Here is a 23,629-nt window from a genome sequence, read left to right on the forward strand (position 1 = left end):
GGCCAAGTTACGGTGACCACATCGCCGACAGGATCGACTCCAACCAGGCACTCGCTACCAGTGGACGTTTGCCCAGCGTGTCGATGAAGTCGAACATCCAGGCTTAAAGCAGTGAGCAATCATGACGGCGATACCGTTTCGTGCCGGAACTGCCGTAATTCATCCGACATATACCGGTTCCTTCGCAAGGAGAATAGCCTGTATCTCGTAGCGCCGAGCGGTGCTTTCGCGGTCGCACACGGAAGAGTTCACGGAGTACGTCATGGACGCAACAGGCAAGCTACTGCTGTCTAGAATGGTTGGTGTTGATGCGCCGATAAGGTTCCGCGGGCGGGAGTTAAGGCTCGGTCACGGGAAGCTGAAGTCGATCGATTGGGACGCAGGGATCCTTGAGTACACTGAGATCGAATACAACGCGGACCGCAAGGTGCCTGTTGATGACATCACTTTTATCGGTGCGCCCGGAGAGCCCGAAGACTATGAGGTAGGCTCCGCCAGGGCCCCAGGGTACATTCCCGCAACCTCAATGCGTAGTGGCTCGGTAAACCCTCTGTCTGGAAGGCTGGAACATACTGCCCCTTTGTCGCTCTTGTCGGCGAATGGCGGGCAGGGGCCGGAGGTAAACCTGTCAATATCGTATTGTCCCGGGGCCACCGCCGCGTTAGGCAACTGGGCGCCATGCCTGAGCTACATGTGGGTACAAAAGACGGCTGTCGGTCACGTCGGTAGTCTCGCCACTTATGACGGTGGCCTCGATAGCATTGTGACGTTCGGTAACTCTGGGCCAGGGGCGGCTATGGGAGCGCTGGCCAACGCCGGTGTACGGATATTTCCTGTCGGCGACGACCTGTTCAGGGGTCTCAAGCTGACGCGCAAGGAAGGTACCGTCGAAGTCTTGACTCCGCTGTTCGATTACGGCGATGGATACGATTGGAGGCCAATGCTGGCCGAAGCTGTCCTGCAACAGTACAGGCACGGGTATTTCATGCTGCCTACGGAGATCATCACACCCGAAGGACGTTCAGTGACGCTGCAATGGCGTCTCGAGAAGGGAAGAGATGCGGGTCATCCGCACTCTGATGGTGAAGCGAAGCCCCATCGTCCGCACCTCGTATCGATTTCTGACGAGACCGGTGTGTTAATCAAGGCCATCACCGGAACCGATGGCACGACGAGCGGCTTCGAGATCCTGCCCGGTACACCCGAGGCTTGTACGCACAGCTTCGCCATCCAGGACGGGAAGCTTCAGAAGATTACGACAACTGCGGGAAATCTCGTCAGCACTCAGGCATTCCGCTACGAGATGTCGGGTGGCGTTGAGCACATTGCCGAGATTGCCAATGCCACCGTCGTGACGAAGGACAAGATCGAGCAAGTCATTGAAGGCTTGAAGCGAACCCTGGCCTATAAAGATGGTCGCGTACAGACGATGAGTGTCAAGGTGGGTGCACAAGGTGCCACCTATACCACCGATTATGCCTACGACGTTGGCGCGGGTGGGCAGGTTACCTCGGTTACGGAAGGTTCCGCGGTCACCAAACATTCCTACGACTCAGCAGGTCAGTTGCTCAAGACGGAGCTTGCCGATGGGCCGTTCAGTCGGACCTCGGCGTATGCGACTGTTTACGACGAGAAAACCAGGAACAGCACCTGCACGACCACGACGACGCTCTGCAAGGCCGTGCTCAATAAGGATGGAAAGGAGGAGAAGGTCCAGCGCGTGGAAGAGTCGGTACAGGTACTTGACTCCTTCGGCAACCTCATCAAACAAACGATCGACGGCGTTACGACGGAATGGACGTACTTTCGAGGTGAAGCCAAGGTTGAGCACACGACCGAGGAGCGAATTGTGCATGTTGTTCCCGGACACTTGAGCGCCGACCTAATGATCGCCACAGAAATCGACAAACTGCTCTTTAAGATCCCACCTTTTAGCGCGGTCATGGGGCTCAACGCGGCCATGGGGTTCAATAAGCGAACGGTTTTCACGGGGCGGGTCGAAGATCATTTAGTGACACAGGAACCGTGGGCGACGCGGGACGGCCGAGCACGCTTCAATCTCCCAATCGACGTCGAGTGCGCAGGCAATCCGAACTACGCCACCGTCCATGTCGAGTCCGAGAAGGTATACACCCTTGAAAATGGCAAGCGCACGGACCTGCGCTGGACGTTCTACGGTTACACCCCTTTTGCGGTAGCCGGCACGGCCGCACGCGGCCCCTGGATGAAGCCCTCGGTCAAGTTGACGATCCATCGCCCTACGTCCGCCGACGGCATCAAGCTTGATAAGTGGCCCGAAGGGACGATGGAGTTGGAGCGTACCGCTTACCACACCGACAGCAAAAGCATCGCCTTTGGTCGTGCCAGCATGACCACGCGTTGTCTCTTGGATGCCAAGGGCAAGGAGGTGCCCTTGTCCGTTCATAAGGCGACTATCGAGTACGAGGTGTCGGACGCCAACCTGGTCACCACCATCACCACTGAGTCGCCGGTGAAAGTCGTGGAAGGTTCGACGCAGACCGTGAAGGAAGTACTGAAGCGCGGCTCGTCCATCCTGACAGGGCGGTTGCTGCGAACGGAAGATCACCTGGGCGTGGTGACGGAGTGCACCTACGATGCGGCGGGACAGCTGATCAAGCAGGTGGAAGATGCGCAGGACGTGGACGCTAGCATGACGGTGAGCCTTGCGTACGCGGCGAGCGCGAAGGGCTGGCAAACGACCACGACTCTGCCCAACGGCGAGCAGTCCCGCGAAAGCGTGGACTTTTTAGGGCGTCCGACCGATTCCGAGTATCGCGTCAATGACGTGAGTACATGGCTGCTGGTGTCGACGAGCACCTACGATCTACGGGGCCGGAAAGCCAGCGAAACCGAGATCGACTACCAGTTGAAGTTCGACGCCGCGACCGGCAAGGGCACGGGCACGAAACTGTGTGAGCTGCAGCGGAAGCTGAGCTACGACGGCTGGGGCGGCATTGCAAAAGTTGAAACCGTGGGCGGGCCGACGCAGTACATCGAGAACGATCCTGTCGCCATGCAGGTTACCCGGTGGCAGGCAACGGGGAAATACGTGGGTCCGAAATTCACAGAGTGGATGGACCAGCATGGAAGGGTGACCAAATCCCAATGTGCGAGCGGGGCCGTGACGATGGCGACGTCCTACGAGTTCGACGTCTTTGGGCAACTCATCACCGAGCGCCCCGCGGTGGGCCCTTTCACGTCCTACAGCTATGACGTGATCGGCAGGCCAATCAGTACCAAGCTCATGGGTGGCGCGTCTGAAATGCTCAGGGGGTACGCGTTCGCTTATCCCAGGCATAGCCTCGAATCGCAAGTCTGTCGTATTGCAGCGTTGCGGCCCAATGGCACGGGCTTTGATGAATACGAACTTGGTAGCCGCACGTTTGATGGCCTGGGACGGATGACCGAATGCAGCATCGGTGGTCACCAGCAAACGTTCACCTACCAAGGGGGTGAGTTCATCGGCATGGGGACGTCCGTGGTGAAGAACGCCCGGGATCTATCCAGATCGACGGTGGACGTTCAGCACGATCGGCTGACCGGTGAGGTAAAGGAGTCGTCTTCATTGTCGCTCGGCGCCTACGTGCCAGTCGACCTGTCGTTGACGAGTACCGTCTCATTGCGCGGCCGCCTGCTCAAGGACAACGCGGGCGGCGTCGACATGACGACCCATTCCTATGACGGGGCGGGCCGGCTGAGCAGTTCCATCAGCGAGAAGGTTCAGCGGCACTTGACCTATGACGAGGGAGGGCGGCTCTCCAGCGAAACCGTGACGCACACCGGCAGCAAACATAGCATGTCCATTACCTATACCTACGATCGCTTGGATCGCGAGACCGAGCGGAACTACGTGCTGACGGGTCTGCCAAACTTGACGCTGCGCCGGACCTTCAACGCGACCGGGCAGCTGGCAAGTGCCGAAACCTTGCAGGACAGCAAGTCCGTCCGTCTTGAAAAGTACTCGTATGCCAAGGACGGCCGCCTTGCTGACTACACGTGTACGGGAAGCGAGAAACCGGTCGACCAGGGCGGCAAGACTCTCGATGGACAGGTCTTTACCTATGACGCGTTGGGAAACATCAAAGAGGTCCAGAGCACGTTTGCCGGAGGCAAGAACACTTCGACCTATAACTACGATGCCAAGGATGCCACCCAGTTACGAAGCGTGACGCATTCGTCATCGGTTACGGCGCCACCTCCCTCCAGTATGACGCGTTGGGCCGGTTGTCCGGAGATAACTCCCATACATACTATTACGACGGTTGGGGTCGACTCGCTGAGGCCAAGCCCAAGGACGGCAAGGCGTATACGCAGTTCTATGACTATCACTATGACGACGCCGGTCGCATCGTCGGGAAAACTAATGCGACGGATACAACTGAAAGGTTTCATTACAGCGGGCCATACGTCCGATCGGCGTATGCGCTGTTCCCGCAAGAGGGCACCTACTGGTGGCGCCGGCTCTGGCTGATGAACGAGAGTGACGCCTGCGTATGTCAATCATCTGTAACCGGCGATACCAACTCGGGCCCGGAGTCGACAAGTACCAGCTTTGAGATAAAGGATGCCCGCGGATCGCTGGTGGCCAGGTACGATTTGACTGGCAAGAAGTTGAGCCATTTCTCCTATACGCCCTATGGCTATCGCCCGCTCGACCGTGAGTTCGCCAACTGGATCGGGTTCACGGGCGAAACCGTGGATCATGTCGCCGGCGATTACCACCTCGGCGGATACAGGGTCTACGATCCGGCGCTAGGGTGCTTCCAGATGCCGGACAATGTCAGTCCCTTCGATGAGGGAGGGCCCAACGCTTATGCCTACTGCTCGGGCGACCCTGTCAACTTCGCCGACCCAAGTGGACACATGGAGGTTCTTCAGCGGTACAGCGTAGTGACGCATGAGCCACTTTTTTTCGACCCAGTGTTCCAGGCCACAGTGTTCGGGGTCGCTGGCGTCATGCTTGCCCCCTTCACCGGTGGAGGCTCTTTCGCCCTGGGTGCATTCATGACGGGTCTCGCGGCGGTTTCGGCTGGGTTCGGCATCGCCGCGGCGGCGTTGCGGGAATCGGACCCCGATTTGGCCCGGGCTTTCGACTGGGCCTCTCTGGGAACGGGTTTGGCAAGCGGTGGCGCTGGGTTTTTCAAGTCTGCAGCGAACACGGGAGTGGCAAGGCTTGGCATGCGAGCCGCGAATGCGAGGAGCTTGACTTACCGGCTCGCGAGTGCAGGACGCGTGGCTTCGCACGGCGATGAGGCGGCGGTCGCGGCCAACTTCGCTCGCAGCAGTGGGCCCGTTAGGTTAGGGGGGCACATGCGCGACTTTGAGCATGTGCGCAGTGATATTTATACATTTGTCGACGACTACAAGAAAGGCACGATGAATCGCCTGAACATCATCGCTCACGGAGCCAACTTGAGCACAGAGGAGCGGCTTGCTAATGCGAATACCGTTGTTGCCCTCACGTTGGGTAAGAAAAACGTAGTCGGCGTTACCGCAGATCAGCTGTTGACGCTGTTACAAAGCAAGGGTATTCAGCCGAGTTCCTACAGCCATGTGCGGATGGCGATCTGCTATGGAGGGCATGGAGGAGATAGATCATTTGCCGCGCAGTTTCAGAAATTGATAAACGTCCCGGTAAAGGCATACAAAAATTCAGTAACGGTTAACTTCCCCAGTACGTTGATGGGGCTGAAGTACGACAGTTTTACAGCGACGGAACGAACGCTATGGCCGCAGGTTCTGGCGGGAGGTAGCGATTTCCGCGTCTACAAGACCAATCCCTACAATTTCAACCCGACGGGCTTGAAACCTGCGGAGGCAGCGGCCGAACGTACAAGGGCTATTACTTATGCGAAGAATCCGTACGCGCCTGTATATTTTCCATAACGGCGGTGCCGTGTGGCTGGCTGAACGCCATCGTGAAGTTAGGCATTAGCTGCAGCTTTCATACTGGCTAGGGAGTCCGAGAGTCCATATCGCGAATGATTGGCGGCATCAATTCATTGCCGCTAATGTGCTCCATAATCGTTGTCGCAGTTGGCAGATTTAGTCTTGCAAACAGAACCCTCTGTACCAAGCCGCAAACCTCGCCAACCCCTCATCGATCGACGTCGACGGCGCGTAACCCACATCCCGCCGTAACGCCGACACATCCGCCCATGTATCCGGCACGTCGCCGGGTTGCATCGGCAGCAGGCGCTTCTCCACCGTTCGCCCGAGGTGCTTCTCGAGCGTGGCGATGAAGTCGAGCAACTGCACCGGCTCATCGTTGCCGATGTTGTACACGCGATAGGGCGCGGCGGAGGTGCCCGCATTCGGTGCGACCGGGTCGTATGCAGGATCGGGCGCCGCCGGATGGTCCAGCGTCCGGATGACGCCCTCGACGATATCGTCGATATAGGTGAAGTCGCGGCTGTGCTGGCCGTGGTTGTACACGTCGATCGGCTCGCCGCGGACGATCCGGTTGGCGAACAGGATCGGGGACATGTCGGGTCGTCCCCAGGGACCGTAGACGGTAAAGAAGCGCAACCCCGTCGTTGGCAGGCCGAAGAGATGGCTATACGTATGTGCCATCAGCTCGTTCGATTTCTTCGTCGCCGCGTAGAGGCTGACCGGATGGTCCACAGGATCTTCCACGGCAAACGGCATCTTCCGGTTCGCCCCATAGACGGAACTGGAGGACGCATAGACGAGGTGGCCGACCTGATGGTGGCGGCAGGCCTCGAGCACGTTGACGAAGCCGACGAGGTTGCTCTGCACGTAGGCGCGCGGATGGGTCAGCGAATAGCGCACGCCCGCCTGGGCCGCGAGGTGCACGACGCGCTCGGGCTGGAAATCGGCAAAGGCGCGGTCGACCGCCGTCTGCTCGGCCAGATCCGCCCGGACGTGCGTATACGCCGCATGCGGCGTGAAGCGCGCGAGGCGGGCGTCCTTCAGCGTCGGATCGTAGTAATCGTTGTGGTTGTCGAAGCCGAGCACGGTGTCGCCGCGGGCGAGCAGGCGCTCCGCCAGGGCGGAGCCGACGAATCCGGCGGTGCCGGTGACCAGGATGCGCATGGTGGAGGCCGGGGGAGTGGGCGAGTGCGCTAGTTTAGCGTCGGCCGATTGACATGGCAGCGACCCTGATCTAGTTTTCGCCCGATATCCCTGCGACGAAGGTGGCCCGCGGCAACGCCGGCCGAGTGTGCGACATGCGGACTACGCGCTTCCCAACCTGAGCCCCCGCCACGTCTTCGTCATCCGAAGGGCGCCTGGCGCCCTTTTTGTTTTCCGGAACCATCCATGATCCAGATCACGCTCCCCGACGGCAGCCAGCGCCCGTTCGAACATCCCGTCTCCGTGCAGGACGTCGCCGCCTCCATTGGCGCCGGCCTCGCCAAGGCCACCCTCGCCGGCAAGGTCGACGGCAAGCTGGTCGACGCCAGTTACACCATCGACCGTGACGCGGCGCTCGAGATCGTCACCGAGAAGAGCCCCGAGGCACTGGATATCCTCCGCCACTCGACGGCCCATTTGCTGGGCCAGGCCGTGCAGCGCCTTTTCCCTGGCGCGCAGGTGACCATCGGTCCGGTGATCGACAACGGCTTCTACTACGACTTCGCGTACGAGCGCCCCTTCACGCCCGACGACCTCGACGCCATCCAGGCCGAGATGGAGAAGATCGTGAAGGAGCAGATCCCCGTCACGCGCTCGGTGAAGACGCGCGACGAAGCCATTCGCTTCTTCCGCGACATGGGCGAGGAATACAAGGCGCAGATCATCGAGGGCATTCCGGCGAACGAGGAACTCTCGCTCTACACGCAAGGCGACTTCACCGACCTCTGCCGTGGACCGCACGTGTCCAACACGGGCAAGCTGCGCGCGTTCAAGCTCATGAAGGTGGCCGGCGCCTATTGGCGCGGCGATTCCAACAACGCCATGCTCACCCGCATCTACGGCACCGCCTGGCTGAACGACAAGGACCTCAAGGCGTACCTGCTCCAGCTGGAGGAAGCCGAGAAGCGCGACCATCGCCGCATCGGCAAGCAGCTCGACCTGTTCCACCAGCAGGAAGAAGCGCCGGGCATGGTGTTCTGGCACCCGAAGGGCTGGGCGATCTGGCAGGCCGTGGAGCAGTACGTCCGCGGCGTGTACCGCAAGAGCGGCTACCAGGAAGTGCGTGGCCCGCAGATCATGGACGTCAGCCTCTGGAAGAAGTCCGGTCATTGGGACAACTACCAGGAGAACATGTTCTTCACCGAATCGGAGAAGCGCACCTACGCGCTGAAGCCGATGAACTGTCCCGGCCACGTGCAGATCTTCAACACCAGCCTGCACAGCTACCGCGACCTGCCGGTCCGCTATGGCGAGTTCGGCGGCTGCCATCGCAACGAGCCGTCGGGCGCACTGCACGGCATCATGCGCGTGCGCGCCTTCACCCAGGACGACGGCCACATCTTCTGTACCCCAGCCCAGATCGAGGGCGAGGTCGCGGCCTTCCACGCGCAGGCCATGAAGGTCTACGAGGATTTCGGCTTCAGCGACATCGCCATGAAGATCGCCCTGCGCCCGGACAAGCGCATTGGCTCGGACGAGGTCTGGGACAAGGCCGAGCACGCGCTCCGGGCAGCGCTGTCCGCGGCCGGCGTGACCTGGGAAGAGCTCCCGGGCGAGGGCGCCTTTTACGGCCCGAAGATCGAGTACCACATGAAGGACTCCATCGGCCGCGCCTGGCAGGTGGGCACGATGCAGGTCGATTTCATGATGCCCGAGCGCCTGGGCGCCGAGTACGTGGACGAGCACAGCCAGCGCCAGCACCCGGTCATGCTGCACCGGGCCATCGTGGGCTCCATGGAGCGCTTCATCGGCATCCTGATCGAGCACCATGCCGGCTTGCTTCCGACGTGGCTCGCCCCCATTCAGGCGGTGGCCTTCAGCATCACGGACGCGCAGGCCGATTACGTGCGTGAAGTCGTGCAAACCCTTGTCGGACAAGGGTTCAGGGTGGACGCCGATTTGCGCAATGAAAAAGTCGGATATAAAATCCGCGAGCATACGTTGCAGAAGGTTCCCTATCTCATCGTGGTCGGAGACCGCGAGCGGGAAACGGGTACCATCTCAGTACGTACCCGCGGGGGCGAAGACCTCGGCAGCATGCCGCTGGCGGACTTCGTCCAACGTTTGGAAGCCGAAACCCGCCGCTAAGGCCGCGGGTTCGGTATTGGGATCATTCTTCTGGAGGATAGCGGTATCGCTACGACCGATAACAAGGGCAATCGCAAGAACAACGACATTCGCGTACCGCGGGTTCGCGTGCTGGGCGTCGAAGGTGAGCAGCTGGGCATCATGGAGACCCGTGATGCGATCCGCGCCGCCGAGGAGCTGGGCATGGATCTCGTCGAAATCCAGCCGAACGGCGATCCGCCGGTCTGCCGCATCATGGATTACGGCAAGTTCAAGTTCGAGGCCCAGAAGAAGGCCCAGGCCGCCAAGAAGAAGCAAAAGCAGGTCGAAATCAAGGAAGTGAAGTTCCGTCCGGTCACGGACGTGGGCGATTACGACATCAAGCTGCGCAAGATGCGCGAGTTCCTCGAGGAAGGCGACAAGGTCAAGGTCACGATCCGCTTCCGCGGCCGCGAGATGTCCCACCAGGACCTCGGCCAGAACCTCGCCCGCAAGATCCAGGCCGATATCGGCGAGGAAGGCGTGGTCGAGCAGTTCCCCCGCCTGGAAGGCCGCCAGATGGTCATGATGATCGGGCCGAAGAAAAAGGTCTGATCCCAAAGGGCGCCGCGAGGCGCCCTTTGTACACATAGCCTTAAGATTCATGTATCATCGCCGGCTCGGTCCGAATGGATGGGCCGAACCACCGTACCCGGCAGGAAGGAAAGTGCAGGCCCCTCAAGGTCTTGCCGCCGGATCAGTCAGCAACCGAATACGGAGCATTCCGATGCCCAAGATCAAGACCAACCGGGCGGCCGCGAAGCGTTTTCGCAAGACCGCATCCGGCAAGTTCAAGGCCGGTCACGCCTTCAAGTCGCATATCCTGACCAAGAAGTCGACCAAGCGTAAGCGCGGCCTGCGCGCTCCCAACCACGTCAAAGCGTGCGACACCAAGGGTGTAGCTCGCATGTTGCCGTATCTCTAAGGGAGGCTGAACCATGGCTCGTGTTAAGCGTGGCGTTACCGCCCGTCGTCGTCACAAGAAGATCATCGGCCGTGCCAAGGGCTACTACAACGCCCGCCGCAAGGTATTCCGCGTAGCCAACCAGGCCGTCATCAAGGCCGGTCAGTACGCCTACATCGGCCGTAAGCAGCGCAAGCGCCAGTTCCGCGCGCTGTGGATCGTCCGTATCAATGCCGCCGCCCGCCAGTTCGGGCTGTCGTACAGCCGCCTGATCAACGGGCTGGCCAAGGCCAACATCTCGGTCGACCGCAAGGTCCTCGCCGACCTGGCCGTGCATGACATCAAGGCGTTTGGCGCGATCGCAGAGAAGGCCAAGGCCAGTCTGGCTGCGTAATCCGCTTTACCGCGCGCGGTAGCGATACTGCGCGATGATGGATGACGTGGGGAGAAGGCCTTGCCTTCTCCCCATTCTTTTTTCCGTGCCAGGAAAAGTCAGGAAAACCGATGGAATCGATCGAGCATATCGACGCGTCCCTGCGGGACATCGAAGCTGCCCCCTCGCTCGAGGCGCTGGACGCCGTGCGCGTGGCCCTGCTGGGCAAGAACGGCGCCGTCACCGCCGCCCTCAAGGCCCTTGGCCAACTCTCCGGCGACGAGCGCAAGGCGCGCGGTGCCGAGGTCAATCGCGCCAAGGAGCGCCTCGCTGACGCCATCGCGCTGCGCAAGCAGACGCTGGAGCAGGCCGAGCTGGATCGTCGCCTCGCGTCCGAGCGTATCGACGTCACCCTGCCGGGCCGCGACGGCGAATATGGCGGCATCCATCCAATCACCCGCGCCCTCGAGCGCATTGCCGACATCTTCGGTCGCCTCGGCTACCAACGTGCCGACGGTCCGGAGATCGAAGACGACTGGCACAACTTCGAGGCGCTGAACTTCCCGCCGCACCATCCGGCCCGCGCCATGCACGACACCTTTTACTTCGGTGACGGCCGCCTGCTGCGCACGCATACGTCGCCGGTGCAGATCCGTTCGATGCAGGGACGGCAGCCGCCGATTCGCATCATCGCGCCGGGCAAGGTCTACCGCAGCGATTCCGACCAGACGCATTCGCCGATGTTCCACCAGATCGAGGGCCTGCTGGTCGACGAGACCTCCAGCTTCGCCGACCTGAAGGGCACGCTCGCCGAGTTCGTGCGGGCGTTCTTCGAGCGCGACTTCGAAATGCGCTTCCGCCCGAGCTACTTCCCCTTCACCGAGCCCTCGGCCGAGGTCGACATCCGCTGGGATGCCGAGGACGGCAGCACGCGCTGGCTCGAAGTGCTCGGTTGCGGCATGGTCCACCCGACCGTGCTGGCCAACTGCGGCATCGATCCGGAGCGCTATACGGGCTTCGCCTTCGGCCTGGGCGTGGAGCGTTTCGCCATGCTCCGCTACGGCGTGGGCGACCTGCGCGCCTTCTTCGAAAACGACCTGCGCTTCCTGCGCCAGTTCGCCTGATCGATCCCCAGTCCAACGAGTCGCTCCCATGAAATTCTCTGAAAACTGGCTGCGCGAACTGGTCGCCATCGACGCCGATCACGCGGCGCTGGTCCACGCGCTCACGATGTCCGGCCTGGAAGTCGAAGACGTCACGCCTCTGGGCGAGGGCCTGGACGGCGTCGTCGTCGCCGAGATCGTCGAAGCCGTGAAGCATCCGGAGGCGGACCGCCTCCAGGTCTGCAAGGTGGACGCCGGGCAGGGCGCGTTGCTGCAGATCGTCTGTGGCGCGCCCAATGCGCGCGTCGGCATTCGCGTGCCGCTGGCGACCGTGGGCGCCACGTTGCCCGGCGGTATCCAGATCAAGGCGGCGAAACTGCGCGGCGTCGAATCGAACGGCATGCTCTGTTCCGCGAAGGAACTCGGCATCGACGCCGACGCATCCGGCCTGCTCGAGTTGCCGGCAGACGCGCCGGTGGGCAAGCCGCTCGCCGAGTACCTCGGCCTGCCCGATGCCACCATCGAGCTGAAGGTCACGCCCAATCGTCCCGACGTGCTCGGCCTGAACGGCCTTGCCCACGACGTGGCGGCGTTGTTCGGCAGCCGCGTGCAGGCGGTGGGCGAGGTCGATGCGCCGATCAACTCCAGCCTGTCGCGCCAGGTGCGGCTCGAAGCCGGCGCGGATGCACCGCGCTACCTTGGACGCGTCATCGAGGGCGTCGACGCCACGGCACGCTCGCCGTTGTGGCTCGCCGAGCGCCTTCGTCGCTCCGGCATTCGTCCGATCAGCGCCATCGTCGACATCACCCAGTACGTGATGCTGGAGCTCGGTCACCCGCTGCACGCGTTCGACAACGACACGCTGTCGGGCGCCATTCGCGTGCGCCACGCCATTGATGGCGAGACGCTGAAGCTGCTCGACGGCAACGACGCGAAGCTCGATGCGTCGTTCGTCGTCATTGCCGACGAGGATCGTGCCCTGGCCGTGGGCGGCATCATGGGCGGCTTCGCATCGCGCGTCACCGACAGCACCCGTAACGTCTTCCTCGAAGCCGCGCATTTCGCGCCGGCGGCGATCATGGGTCGCGCGCGCAAACTCGGCCTGCACACCGATGCGTCGCACCGCTACGAGCGCGGCGTGGATCCGGCCCTGCCGAAACGCGCCCTGGAGCGGGCGACGGAACTGCTGCTGCAGCTCGCGGGGGGCAAGGCCGGACCCATCACGGTCGCCGAGCGCCCCGAAGACCTCCGCGAGCACGCGCCGGTCCTGCTCCGTCATGCGCGCCTGCGTCGCGTGCTGGGCATCGACGTGGCCGCTGGCGAAGTCACCCGCATCTTCACCGCCTTGGGCATGGGTGTGGCCGAGGTCGCTGACGGCTGGCGGATCACGCCGCCGAGCAGCCGTTTCGACATCGAGCGCGAGGAAGACCTGATCGAGGAAGTCGCCCGCATCCATGGGTACGAGCGCATTCCCACCCACGTCCCCGCCGGCGAGATCGCGCTGCGCGCGGAGCCCGAGGCACGCCTCACCGAGATGGCCTTGCGCGACCAGTTGGCGGCGCGCGGCTATTACGAGGCAGTGACCCTGTCGTTCGTCAACGCCGAACTGCTGAAGACCTGGGGCCTCGACCGGGACAGCGTGCCACTGGCGAACCCGCTGTCCGCCGACCTGGCGGTCATGCGCACGTCGCTGCTGCCCGGCCTGGTCGAGGCGCTGCGCCACAACCGTGCCCGCCAGCAGGAACGTGTCCGCCTGTTCGAGGTAGCCCGCAGCTACCACGCCACCGGTGGTGCGCCGGACGAGGTGGGCCGTGTAGCCCTCGTCGCTTCCGGTACCGCAAGGGCGGAGCAATGGGGTGAAGCCTCGCGCACCGTCGACTTCTTCGATCTCAAGGGCGACCTCGACGCGCTCATCGCCCACACCGGCGAGCCGCAACGTTGGTCGGTGGACGCCGGGGACCTGCCGTCGTGGCTGCATCCGGGTCGCGGTGCCCGCGTCCTGCGCGATGGGCAGCCGGCCGGATTCCTGGGCGCTCTCCATCCGGCGCTCGCCAAGGCGCTGGACCTTGGCCCGGACGTCCACGTGATGGAACTGGCGCTCGAGCCGATCCTCGCCCGTCGCCTCCCGAGCGCCGGCCGCGTCGCGCGCTTCCCCGTGGTTCGCCGCGACATCGCCGTCGAGCTGCCCGAGGACGTCTCCTGGGCCGCCGTGGAGGCCGCCGTGCGTGGCGCGCTGGGCGAGGTCCTGAAGGAGGTCCGGCTGTTCGACCGCTATGCGGGGAAGGGGATCGATGAAGGTCGAAAGAGTCTCGCTATGGGCTTGATTTTACAGGACGCTTCACGCACCCTTACCGACGACGATGCCGACGCTCGCGTGGCAGATGCGGTGGGGGCATTGGAGAAATCATGCAAGGCGAAACTGCGAGGATAAGATGGCGCTGACCAAGGCGGAAATGGCCGAGCGGCTTTTCCTCGACGTGGGCCTCAACAAGCGTGAGGCCAAGGAATTCGTTGACGCGTATTTCGAAGTCGTGCGCGAGGCACTGGAGCGAGGCGAGCAGGTGAAGTTGTCGGGCTTCGGCAATTTCGACCTGAGGCAGAAGAATCAGCGGCCCGGTCGCAATCCGAAGACCGGCGAAGAAATTCCGATCTCTGCCCGGCGGGTGGTCACCTTCCGTCCCGGCCAGAAACTCAAGGTAAGAGTCGAGGGTTATGCTGGATCCAGGGAATAACACCGAACTTCCCGCCATTCCGGCGAAGCGCTACTTCACCATCGGTGAGGTCAGCGAGCTGTGTGGCGTGAAGCCGCATGTCCTTCGTTACTGGGAGCAGGAATTTCCCGCCCTCAAGCCCGTCAAGCGCCGCGGTAACCGCCGCTATTACCAGCGCCACGACGTGCTCATGATTCGCCAGATCCGCTCCTTGCTGTACGACGAGGGCTTCACCATCACGGGCGCCCGCGCCCGTCTGGAAGGTCCGCAGGCGCGCATGGAAGCCAGCATGTCTCACCAGATCGTCCGCCAGGTCCGCCTGGAACTGGAAGAAGTCCTGACCCTCCTTCGTCGCTGATCCGCCTTCCGCAGATCGCGGCGATGCTGTTACAATCGTTCGCTCGTCGGGGTGTAGCGCAGCCTGGTAGCGCACTACGCTGGGGGTGTAGTGGTCGCGAGTTCGAATCTCGCCACCCCGACCATTATTTCGAAAAGCGTCCTTCGGGGCGCTTTTTTTGTGCCGCAGGCGCCAACACCAGCCCGACCAGCGCCAGCCATGCCGCGCCATCGAGCCAGGCGAACCAGTTGCCCCAGCGCGCATAGAGCGTGCTCGTCTCGCGCAGCGGGACATTGCCGACCAGTTCCGCATCGTCCTGCTCGCTCGAGGCCTCCGCCAGCACGCGGCCGCGGTCGTCGCTCAGGGTGAGGCGGCCGGAGCGCGCCACGCGCGCGATGGCGAATCCGCCTTCGACACCCCGCATGATCGCCATGCGGCTGTGCAGCCAGCCATCGGCGACGAAGTCCCAGGCCGGTACCAGGAGCAACTGCGCGTGACGGCGACCGTACGCGACGGCGATGTCCTGGAAATCCATGTCCTTGCAGATCGCGAGGCCGACACGTGGCGTGCCGGAAAGCATGCGATCTTCCGTACCCGGGGTGAAGCGATCTTCGAATCCGGGGATGAGATGACGCTTGTTGTAGGTCGTGGGTGCGTTGATGCCGGGCTGGAAGGCCATCGCCATATTGCGCTCCAGGCCCGGTTCGCCCTGAAAGTCCACGCCGACGTCCACGACGATGCCCTCGCGCTCCGCCCATGCCGCGAGCCCCGGCAGGGAGTGGGTGGTGGCGAACGTACCTTCCGGCAATACGACGGCCTGGGCACCTTTGGCAGCGAGGCGCGACAAGGCCTCGAGGTAGCGATCCTGCCGCGCCCTGCCTTCCGGCGTCTCGATCGACACGAGGCGGCCCGTTTGCTCGAGGGCAACGAGCCCGGCACGAAGGGTCGACTCGGCCGGCGCATGCAGGCGCCAGAAGCCGTAGGTGAGGCTGGCTATCAGCAGCAGTGACGATGCCGTGGCGATGGCGATCCGTGACGCGATGGGAACCTGGGCGGCGCCCGACATGGCCACCGCTGTCGCGACGAGCATCAGCAACGCGCCGACGCCCCAGATACCGGTGATCGCCGCCACCTGGATCACCGGCAGCGCGTCCATCTGCGTATAGGCGATATCGAAGAACGTCCCGTGCGGAGAGAGCAGGTTGTTCGCGTACGCCGCCGCCACCCAGGTCACCGGAACCGCCAGCGCCGCCGCGATCGGGCGCCCGCGAAGCAGCAGGCGTTTATGGAACAAGACGCACAACGCGAAGATCGCGCCCGGCAGGACCATCGCATAGACGACGATCGGTAGCGGAAGCCGGATGTGATCGTGCAGGTAAGCCCAGAGGTTGCCCGACCCAAGGCTCATCGCGACGAACGCGGCGGCGACGGCCCAGGCGGTGCGCACCCGCGAGGCCAGCCATAGCACGGGAATGGGTGCCAGCCACGTAGCCCACCATACGGGGTGGGTGCCGCTTCCCAGCCACCAGCCGGTTGCCGTGAAGACGGTGGCCACTAGCCAGCCCAGGACGAAGGAACGCTCAGTTCGCGACGGCATCGATCAACCTTCCTATGGATGCGAGGTAAAAGGTGCGGAACCGCTTTTCGTCGTAACTGAAGCGGCCTGCGCGATAGAGGACGATGAGGCCATGGGCATGCGCCCACACGTCCATCGCCAGGTCCCATTCGTCCACCTTGCGCAACTGGCCCTTCGCGATGCCTTCCACGATCGCATCGGCGATGAGGTTCAGCGTGGGCGACCGGCGTGCGCGGAAATCCTCGGGGAAGCGACGTGCGCCATCACGAGGCAGCCCGAAGGCGTGGTCGAACAGATGCGGATGGAGGAGGGCGTAATCGAGGTAGGAGCCAAGCATGGCCAGCAGGCGTCGACGAGGGTCGCGCTGGCGCGCGTGGCTCGCCCAATGGCGGGCGGCCTCCTCGAAACTGTCGTTGGACAGCCGTTCGAGGAGAGCCTCGCGGCTGGGAAAGTGGCGGTAGATCGCCATTGCCGAGAGGCCGATCTCGGCAGCGACGCGGCGCATGGTCACGGCGTCGGCTCCCTCGGCGTCGAAGAGCGCGTGTGCGGCGGCGAGGATGCGGCTGGCGGTGTTGTCGGACGACATGTTTACACTGTAAACATGATCGGCGGCCGAAGGCAATCCCCTTTTTCCGGGGAGTGGTCCGCCGGGAACGGAAGGGCGGCAGGCAAGTGCCCTGCCGACAGGCGACCCTAGTAGAGGACGCGCGCCCTCAGGGTGCCGTCGATGGCCGCCAGTTCGTTACGCAGGGCCACGGCCTGTTCCTCGCTGCTGGTCACGTCGATCACCACGTAACCCACCTGGGCCGACGTCTGCAGGTACTGGCCGTCGATGTTCACCGCCGCGCGCGAGAACACCTCGTTCACGCGCGAGAGCACACCGGGGATGTTGCGATGGATGTGCAGCAAACGGCGGCTGGTGGGGTGCCCGGGCAGGGATACTTCGGGGAAATTGACCGCCGAGAGCGTGCCTCCGTTATCGCTGTAGCGGACCAGCTTCGAGGCGACCTCGATGCCGATGTTCTCCTGTGCCTCGGCCGTGCTGCCGCCCACGTGCGGCGTGAGGATCACGTTGTCCATGCCGACCAGCGGCGACACGAAGGGATCGTCGTTGCCTTTCGGTTCCACCGGAAAGACGTCGATCGCCGCGCCGGCGAGGTGCTTCGTGCGCAGTGCGTCGGCCAAGGCGTCGATGTCGACGACGGTACCGCGCGAGGCATTCACCAGCATCGCGTCGGGACGCATGCGGGCGATCTCGGCGGCACCGATGAGGTTCTTCGTCTGCGCTGTTTCCGGTACGTGGAGGGTGACCACGTCGGCGCGTTCGAGCAGGTCCTCGAGACTGGCGGCCGCCCGCGCGTTACCCAGCGAGAGTTTGGCCTCGATGTCGTGGAAGATGACGCGCATGCCGAGCGATTCGGCCAGCACGCCCACCTGCGTGCCGATGTGCCCGTAGCCGACGATGCCGAGTACCTTGTCGCGCACCTCGAAACTGCCGGCGGCGGACTTGGACCAGCCGCCACGATGGCACTGAGCATTCTTTTCCGGGATGCGCCGCACCAGCAGGATCGTTTCGGCGATGACCAGTTCAGCCACGCTGCGGGTATTCGAATAGGGCGCATTGAACACCGGGATCCCGAGGCGTTCCGCTTCCACCGTGTCCACCTGGTTCGTGCCGATGCAGAAGCATCCCACCGCGATCAGGCGACGCGCCTCGGCGAGTACCGGCGCAGTGAGTTGGGTGCGGGAGCGGATGCCGACGATGTGCGCGTCCGCGATGCGCTCGAGCAATTCCTCCTCGGGCAGCGACTTTTCATGGAACTCGATCTGGGAATAGCCGGCCTGGCGGAAGGTATCCAGGGCACTACGGCTCACGCCTTCGAGCAGCAGGACCTTGATGTCTTCCTTCGGGTACGAGGTACGCGTCATGGCCGGAGCTTCTGTTCCACGGGAGGGAAGGCCACTATGCCAGAACGCCGGGGCCATGTTGCGGCGCACCCAAAGGGCTGGCACCCTCGGCGTGACCCCCAAACGAGCTGCCCATGACCGACCCGCGCCTGGACGAGCTGACCCGCCAGTTTCCCGACCTCAAGGTATCGGTGGAGCCCGGCGACCTGGAGCACCATGGCCGTGACTGGACGCGGCGCTGGACGCCGGCGCCACGTTGCATCGCCTGGCCCGCGACTGTCGAAGAAGTCCAGGGGATCGTACGGTGGGCGAACCGCCATCAGGTGGGGATCGTTCCGTCGGGTGGGCGAACGGGGTTATCGGGCGGGGCCGTCGCGACGGATGGCGAGGTCGTACTGAGTCTCGACCGGATGAACCGCGTACTCGCTTTCGACCCGATCGACCGAACGCTCACCGTCCAGGCCGGCATCGCACTGGAGGCGGTGCAGGGCGCGGCACGCGAACGGGGATTGCTGTATCCCGTGGATTTCGCGGCGCGCGGCTCCTGCCAGATCGGCGGGAACATCGCGACGAATGCGGGAGGCATCCGCGTCATCCGCTACGGCAATACGCGGCAATGGGTGGCCGGGCTCAAGGTGGTCACGGGGACGGGCGACCTGCTCGACCTCAACCGCGGTCTGGTGAAGAACGCGTCGGGTTATGACTTCCGTCACCTCGTGGTGGGTTCCGAAGGAACGCTCGGCATCGTCGTCGAGGCCACGCTCTCGCTTACCTCGCCGCCGCCGCCCTCGCAGGTCATGCTGCTGGCGGTACCGGCAATGGATGCATTGATGAAAGTCTTTGCGGAGGCACGGCATCGCCTGTCACTGGAGGCGTTCGAGTTCTTCACCGACCGGGCGTTGCGCCATGTGCTCGCGCACGGCGCGCAGCGACCGTTCGAAGGCGACCATCCGTTTTACGTGGTGACCGAGTTCGATGCCGCCGATGCCCGGGCCGAAGCCGCCGCGCTGGCGTTTTTCGAGTCGTGCATGGACGAGGGCTGGGTGGTGGACGGCGCGATCGCGTCGAGCGAAGCACAGGCCGCCGCGCTGTGGCGGTTGCGCGAAGGCATCACCGAAAGCCTCGCTCCCCATAAGCCTTACAAGAACGACATCTCCGTGCGTATCTCCGCCGTCCCCGCCTTCATGGAAGAGATGCAGCAATTGCTGACGACGGGCTACCCGGACTTCGAGGTCGTGTGGTTTGGCCATATCGGCGACGGCAACCTGCACATCAACGTGCTCAAGCCCGCCGACCTGGACAACGCGCTGTTCGTCGAGCAGTGCGAGCACGTCACGTCGCTTCTGGTGGACACGCTGGCTCGGCACGGCGGCAGTATTTCGGCGGAACACGGCATTGGCCTGGTCAAGAAGCCGTGGCTTGGGAGCGTGCGCAGCGAGGCGGAAATCACGCTCATGCGGGGCATCAAGGCGGTGTGGGACCCCAACGGCATCATGAACCCGGGAAAGCTGTTGTGACCGATGTTGCTGTCACCAGTGTAGGAGCCGCTATAGCGGGGAGAAGACCCTTGCCACGGCGTTTCGAGGTTTCCTCGCCGCTATAGCGGCTCCTACAATGGCGGCCGCCATCCTTCCCTTCCCCCGCCTATAGGACCCTCCCATGGCCCAGGAATCCCCCGACCTCTACCCGCCGATCGAGCCGTACAACAGCGGCATGCTGCGGGTCTCGCCGCTGCATACCCTTTATTTCGAGGAGAGCGGGAATCCCAAGGGCAAGCCGGTGGTCTTCCTCCATGGCGGTCCCGGCGCGGGCACGAACCCGCGCTGCCGTCGCTTCTTCGACCCGAAGAAGTACCGCATCGTCCTGTTCGACCAGCGCGGTTGCGGCAAGTCCACGCCGCATGCGGAACTGGCCGAGAACACCACGTGGGACCTCGTGGCGGACATCGAGCGCCTACGCGAGCACCTGCGCATCGATAGCTGGCAGGTCTTCGGTGGATCCTGGGGCTCGACCCTGGCGCTGTCCTACGCCGAAACTCATCCCGACCGCGTGACCGAGCTGGTGCTCCGCGGCATCTTCCTGCTCCGTCGCTCGGAATTGGAATGGTTCTACCAGGCTGGCTGCGACGCGCTTTATCCGGACGCGTGGGAGAGCTACCTCGCCGCGATCCCGCAGGCCGAGCATGGCGACCTGATCAGCGCTTACCACCGTCGCCTGACCAGCACCGATCCGGCGGTACGTGTCGCCGCGGCGCGTGCGTGGTCGGTCTGGGAGGCCGCGACCAGTTACCTCTACCAGGACGAAGGCCATATGGCGTCCAACGGCGAGAACGAGTTCGCGCTCGCCTTCGCGCGCATCGAATGCCATTACTTCGTCAACGCGGGATTCTTCGACGCCGATGGTCAACTGCTACGCGACGTGCACACGATCCGGCACATCCCGACGGTGATCGTGCAAGGCCGCTACGACGTGGTCTGCCCCGCACGCAGTGCGTGGGACTTGCACCGTGCGTTCCCGGAAGCGGAGCTGCGCATCGTGCAGGACGCCGGGCATTCGGCGTTCGAACCCGGCATCACGAAGGAACTCGTCAAAGCCACCGACCGCTTCGCCGGCTGAGCGAGCGCATCGCCGACAGGGTCGGCTCGCACCAGGCAGCGAGAACCTGCTTGGTGGGAGCGGACCCTGTCCGCGGTCCGGGGTGCCTTAGGCACCCCGGCCTACCTCAGAACAACCCCAGCGGCAGAGCCAGCATGTCCACCACGAAGCCGTCGTGGTCGGACGAGCCGATCGCTTTCTGCACGCCAGTCGCCGACGCCGAATCGTCGAGCGTCTGCACCGGCGCGTCGAGATTCCCGCGTCCGTACTGCATCTTCAGGAACAGGCCGCGCGCGACGCTGTTCAGTAGCGCGTGGTCGAGCACCTGGTGCGTCGGGACCTGGCGTGGCGCCTGGCCCTGGATGTTGCCGAAGTTCTCCGTGAACAGGAACGAGTAACGATCCTGCGCGGGCACCGAATCCACGGCATTCCACAGCGTCGGTTTCACCAGGTTCTTGCCCAGCTTCAGCAGGTTATTGCTGTCGTCGTATTTGCCGGAGATGAGCCCCACCACGTCGGTGAAGCCGTCGCTGAACTGGTACGCATTGAAGTCGCCCACGACCAGCAGCGGCGCGAGCAGGTTCTTCCGGTCCGTCTGGATGGCCTGCACCTGGGTTGCCAGCGACCGGGCCTGGAGGAAGCGCTTTTCACGATCGCGCTCGGCCGTGCTGCCCGTCTTGTCGACGTTCTGCCGCGCCTTCGGATGCACCGAGATCACGTTGATCCGCATGCGTCCGACGATCGATGGGACATCGGCCGTCAGCAGCAGCGGCGGGTGGTCGTGCACGAAGGCCGTCGCACCTCCGTCCTGCCACGTCTCGTCGGCGCCGAGCTGGCGCACGTCCAGCACTCGCACGCGGTCGGTCCGCACCAGGAAGCCCACGTTGATGCCACTGGGATCGTGGCCCGGCTGCAGGATCGCCTCGTACTGCGCCGGGTAGTCGTCACCCAGTTGCTTCGCGAGCCCCTGGAGCACCTGCAGGCTCTTCACTTCCTCGACGGACAGGATGTCCGGCAGCTTCAGCACGCTGCCGATATACGCCGACAGCCGCTGCGTTTTGAGCTTCACTTCGTCCGCGGTGGGCTCGCTGTCGCCGCCACTGCAGGTAAAGGTGGTGTTGAAGTCGGTGTCGCAGAACCGCTCCGTGTTCAGCGCGCCAACTCGCACGGCATAGAACGGGCGCGCATCGACCGCACGCGGCAGCGTCGCCGCCTTCTTGATGTCGATCTTCGTCGGGATGAACGTGTACATGCCGAACGCGTACGACATCACGCCTTCCGCGCGGAACGTCGTGCCGGCGTTGAACGGCGTGTTCGCAGGGACCGCGCCGAAGTCGGCGGTGTTCATCTTGAACACCTGCGGATTGCCGGACCAGTTCGGCAGGTTTACGCCATCCGGTACCGGCACGGTGTAACGCACGCCCGGCTCGCGCAGGGACCGTTTGCCGTTGGCGGTGATGTACACCTCGGCGAAGGGTTCGTTGCTGAAGCGCAGGTTGCCGGTGGTGATCATGCCGTTGTCGATCGACACGCGCATGCCCACGTAGCACTGGAAGTTCGTGTCGCCGCAGGAGAGCGTGTTGGGGTCGGAGGAGGGCACGTTGTCGCCGAACAGCACGGCCTTCGGCAGGCGTACGCCACGCCTTGTGGTGGCGACGGTGGCGTTCTTCAGTTCCGGCAGATTGAAGTAGTTGTCGACGGTCGCTTCGACATCGACCATGTCGCCTGGCTTCACCGACGGCGCCGTGCTGGTGAACACGTAGATGCCGTTCGAGGTGAGGCGATCGTCGTCGGCGCGGTCGTCCGGCGTCTGCATCGTAAAGCCCGCGGGCCCGACGGCAGTGACGATATTGCCGTGCGTCGACACCCGCTTGCCGAGCAACGGCGAGACTTGCCCGCGCCCGGTGACCTGCCAGATCTCGGCGGCAACCGGGATCTCGTTGAGGATGGCGCCGACTGCCGAACCCTTGGCGATCGTGACGTCGCCGCCGCTGGCGTCGCTGAGGTTGACGCGGAACGCCTCGTCCGGACCGGCGTCCTTCGCGCCGTGCACGCTGACGTTGAGCGTCGTGCCCGTGGCACCTGCCGGGATGGTCAACGTGGTGTCGACGGCATCGTAGTCGCCGGCGGCCACGGTCGCGGTGTCGTCGGCCGTTGCTGCATGGACGGTGACGTCGGCCGAGGCAGGTTCGCTCAAGGTGATCGCGAACGGCATCGACTGGTCGTCGCCGTTGCGCACGCTGACGGTTGCATCGGCGATCGAGAGGCTCAGCCCCTGCACGGTACACGGCGAGGTGCTGGCGCGCGGTGCCGTCGGGGCGACCTTCACCCAGTCGGCCGCGTTGTCGCCGCTGTTCTGCGGCAGGCCAGCCCCATTCACTTTTCTGCCGTAGCCCTGGTCGGCGTTCGCGCTGCCCAGGCTGGCAAGCGGGGTGCCTTGCTTATAGGCCGAGCCGGCGCTCAAGCCGACCTGGTCGACGATCGCACCCGAGGCATTCAGGAGGGCGAGGCCACCATCGTCCGTGATGCCCGTCGCGTACTTGAGGTCTGGCGCGACGCTGCCGGAGTAGCCGGAGGAAGCACCATTCGCCACCAGGAGGAAGCACCCCGGGGCCACGGATGTGCCGGCCGGGAACGTGAAGCGGGTTCCCGTCGTGCCGCTGGCATTGGAGGCATTCAACCTGTAGCCGGAAACGTCCAGGGCCGCGGTGCCGGTGTTCTGCACTTCGACGAATTCGTCGTTGCCGCCGCCGGGGCCGCGCACGCGGAACTGGGTGATGGAAAGGTCCGCCGCTTGCAACGGCAGGACGGCCATGAGGCTTGCCAGCGCCGCCCATGAGGCGCGCCGTGAGGTCGTCAAACGCATTCGAATGTCCCTCGAGTCGTTAGGGTTGTGTGCG

Annotated in this window: 17 protein-coding genes and 1 tRNA gene; 13 read left to right on the plus strand and 5 right to left on the minus strand. The window is 63.7% G+C overall.

What is annotated here, in order from left to right:
• Positions 1-262: 262 nt before the first annotated feature.
• A complete protein-coding gene (locus ACQKIE_RS00270) occupies positions 263-4,492 on the plus strand; it encodes an RHS repeat domain-containing protein (RefSeq protein ID WP_427454885.1) in 4,230 nt (1,409 codons plus the stop codon).
• Complete coding sequence (locus tag ACQKIE_RS00275; protein ID WP_427454886.1) at positions 4,492-5,907, plus strand: RHS repeat-associated core domain-containing protein; 1,416 nt, start codon at positions 4,492-4,494, stop codon at positions 5,905-5,907. Before ACQKIE_RS00270 ends, ACQKIE_RS00275 begins: the two co-directional genes overlap by 1 nt.
• Positions 5,908-6,066: 159 nt before the next feature.
• On the opposite strand, the gene ACQKIE_RS00280 is transcribed toward ACQKIE_RS00275, so the two are convergent.
• A complete protein-coding gene (locus ACQKIE_RS00280; RefSeq protein ID WP_427454887.1) occupies positions 6,067-7,077 on the minus strand; it encodes an NAD-dependent epimerase in 1,011 nt (336 codons plus the stop codon).
• Positions 7,078-7,302: 225 nt separating this feature from the next.
• Between ACQKIE_RS00280 and thrS the strand changes: the two genes are divergently transcribed.
• From thrS to ACQKIE_RS00325, 9 genes are all read left to right on the plus strand, one after another.
• Complete coding sequence (thrS, locus tag ACQKIE_RS00285; protein WP_427454888.1) at positions 7,303-9,204, plus strand: threonine--tRNA ligase; 1,902 nt, start codon at positions 7,303-7,305, stop codon at positions 9,202-9,204.
• A 45-nt stretch (positions 9,205-9,249) separates the two neighbouring features.
• Positions 9,250-9,777, plus strand: a complete 528-nt coding sequence (gene infC / locus ACQKIE_RS00290; protein ID WP_427456748.1) for a translation initiation factor IF-3 — start codon at positions 9,250-9,252, stop codon at positions 9,775-9,777.
• A gap of 172 nt (positions 9,778-9,949) precedes the next feature.
• On the plus strand, positions 9,950-10,147 hold the full coding sequence (rpmI, locus tag ACQKIE_RS00295; RefSeq protein ID WP_036114929.1) for a 50S ribosomal protein L35: 198 nt from the start codon (positions 9,950-9,952) through the stop codon (positions 10,145-10,147).
• A 13-nt stretch (positions 10,148-10,160) separates the two neighbouring features.
• Positions 10,161-10,520, plus strand: a complete 360-nt coding sequence (gene rplT, locus ACQKIE_RS00300) for a 50S ribosomal protein L20 (RefSeq protein WP_072322974.1) — start codon at positions 10,161-10,163, stop codon at positions 10,518-10,520.
• 110 nt (positions 10,521-10,630) lie between these two features.
• Positions 10,631-11,623 carry a phenylalanine--tRNA ligase subunit alpha gene (gene pheS, locus ACQKIE_RS00305; protein WP_427454889.1) on the plus strand — a complete coding sequence of 331 codons (993 nt, stop codon included), beginning with the start codon at positions 10,631-10,633 and terminating at the stop codon, positions 11,621-11,623.
• A gap of 28 nt (positions 11,624-11,651) precedes the next feature.
• Positions 11,652-14,033: a phenylalanine--tRNA ligase subunit beta gene (gene pheT / locus ACQKIE_RS00310; RefSeq protein ID WP_427454890.1), complete on the plus strand. Its 2,382-nt coding sequence runs from the start codon at positions 11,652-11,654 to the stop codon at positions 14,031-14,033.
• 1 nt (position 14,034) lies between these two features.
• Complete coding sequence (gene ihfA, locus ACQKIE_RS00315) at positions 14,035-14,334, plus strand: integration host factor subunit alpha (protein WP_036114917.1); 300 nt, start codon at positions 14,035-14,037, stop codon at positions 14,332-14,334.
• On the plus strand, positions 14,315-14,671 hold the full coding sequence (locus ACQKIE_RS00320) for a MerR family transcriptional regulator (RefSeq protein ID WP_036114913.1): 357 nt from the start codon (positions 14,315-14,317) through the stop codon (positions 14,669-14,671). The genes ihfA and ACQKIE_RS00320 overlap by 20 nt, the downstream gene beginning before the upstream one ends.
• A gap of 47 nt (positions 14,672-14,718) precedes the next feature.
• Positions 14,719-14,795 (plus strand) — tRNA-Pro (locus ACQKIE_RS00325).
• Here ACQKIE_RS00325 and ACQKIE_RS00330 read toward each other — a convergent pair.
• From ACQKIE_RS00330 to serA, 3 genes are all read right to left on the minus strand, one after another.
• Positions 14,796-16,247: a nitrilase-related carbon-nitrogen hydrolase gene (locus ACQKIE_RS00330; protein ID WP_427454891.1), complete on the minus strand. Its 1,452-nt coding sequence runs from the start codon at positions 16,245-16,247 to the stop codon at positions 14,796-14,798.
• Entirely contained in the window at positions 16,231-16,812 is a 582-nt protein-coding gene (locus ACQKIE_RS00335; RefSeq protein WP_427454892.1) for a TetR/AcrR family transcriptional regulator, read from the minus strand. The genes ACQKIE_RS00330 and ACQKIE_RS00335 overlap by 17 nt, the downstream gene beginning before the upstream one ends.
• 107 nt (positions 16,813-16,919) lie before the next feature.
• On the minus strand, positions 16,920-18,155 hold the full coding sequence (gene serA, locus ACQKIE_RS00340; protein WP_427454893.1) for a phosphoglycerate dehydrogenase: 1,236 nt from the start codon (positions 18,153-18,155) through the stop codon (positions 16,920-16,922).
• 113 nt (positions 18,156-18,268) lie between these two features.
• Between serA and ACQKIE_RS00345 the strand changes: the two genes are divergently transcribed.
• Together ACQKIE_RS00345 and pip are read left to right on the plus strand one after the other, a co-directional pair.
• The gene (locus tag ACQKIE_RS00345) at positions 18,269-19,651 is read left to right on the plus strand and encodes an FAD-binding oxidoreductase (protein ID WP_427454894.1); all 1,383 of its coding nucleotides are present in this window, start codon (positions 18,269-18,271) and stop codon (positions 19,649-19,651) included.
• Between the two features lie 142 nt (positions 19,652-19,793).
• On the plus strand, positions 19,794-20,750 hold the full coding sequence (gene pip, locus ACQKIE_RS00350; protein ID WP_427454895.1) for a prolyl aminopeptidase: 957 nt from the start codon (positions 19,794-19,796) through the stop codon (positions 20,748-20,750).
• Between the two features lie 106 nt (positions 20,751-20,856).
• Here the strand turns inward: pip and ACQKIE_RS00355 are convergent, their stop codons facing one another.
• A complete protein-coding gene (locus ACQKIE_RS00355; protein ID WP_427454896.1) occupies positions 20,857-23,595 on the minus strand; it encodes a lamin tail domain-containing protein in 2,739 nt (912 codons plus the stop codon).
• Positions 23,596-23,629: the final 34 nt, after the last annotated feature.

This window comes from Luteibacter sp. NPDC031894 (assembly GCF_050273135.1).
Classification (GTDB): domain Bacteria; phylum Pseudomonadota; class Gammaproteobacteria; order Xanthomonadales; family Rhodanobacteraceae; genus Luteibacter.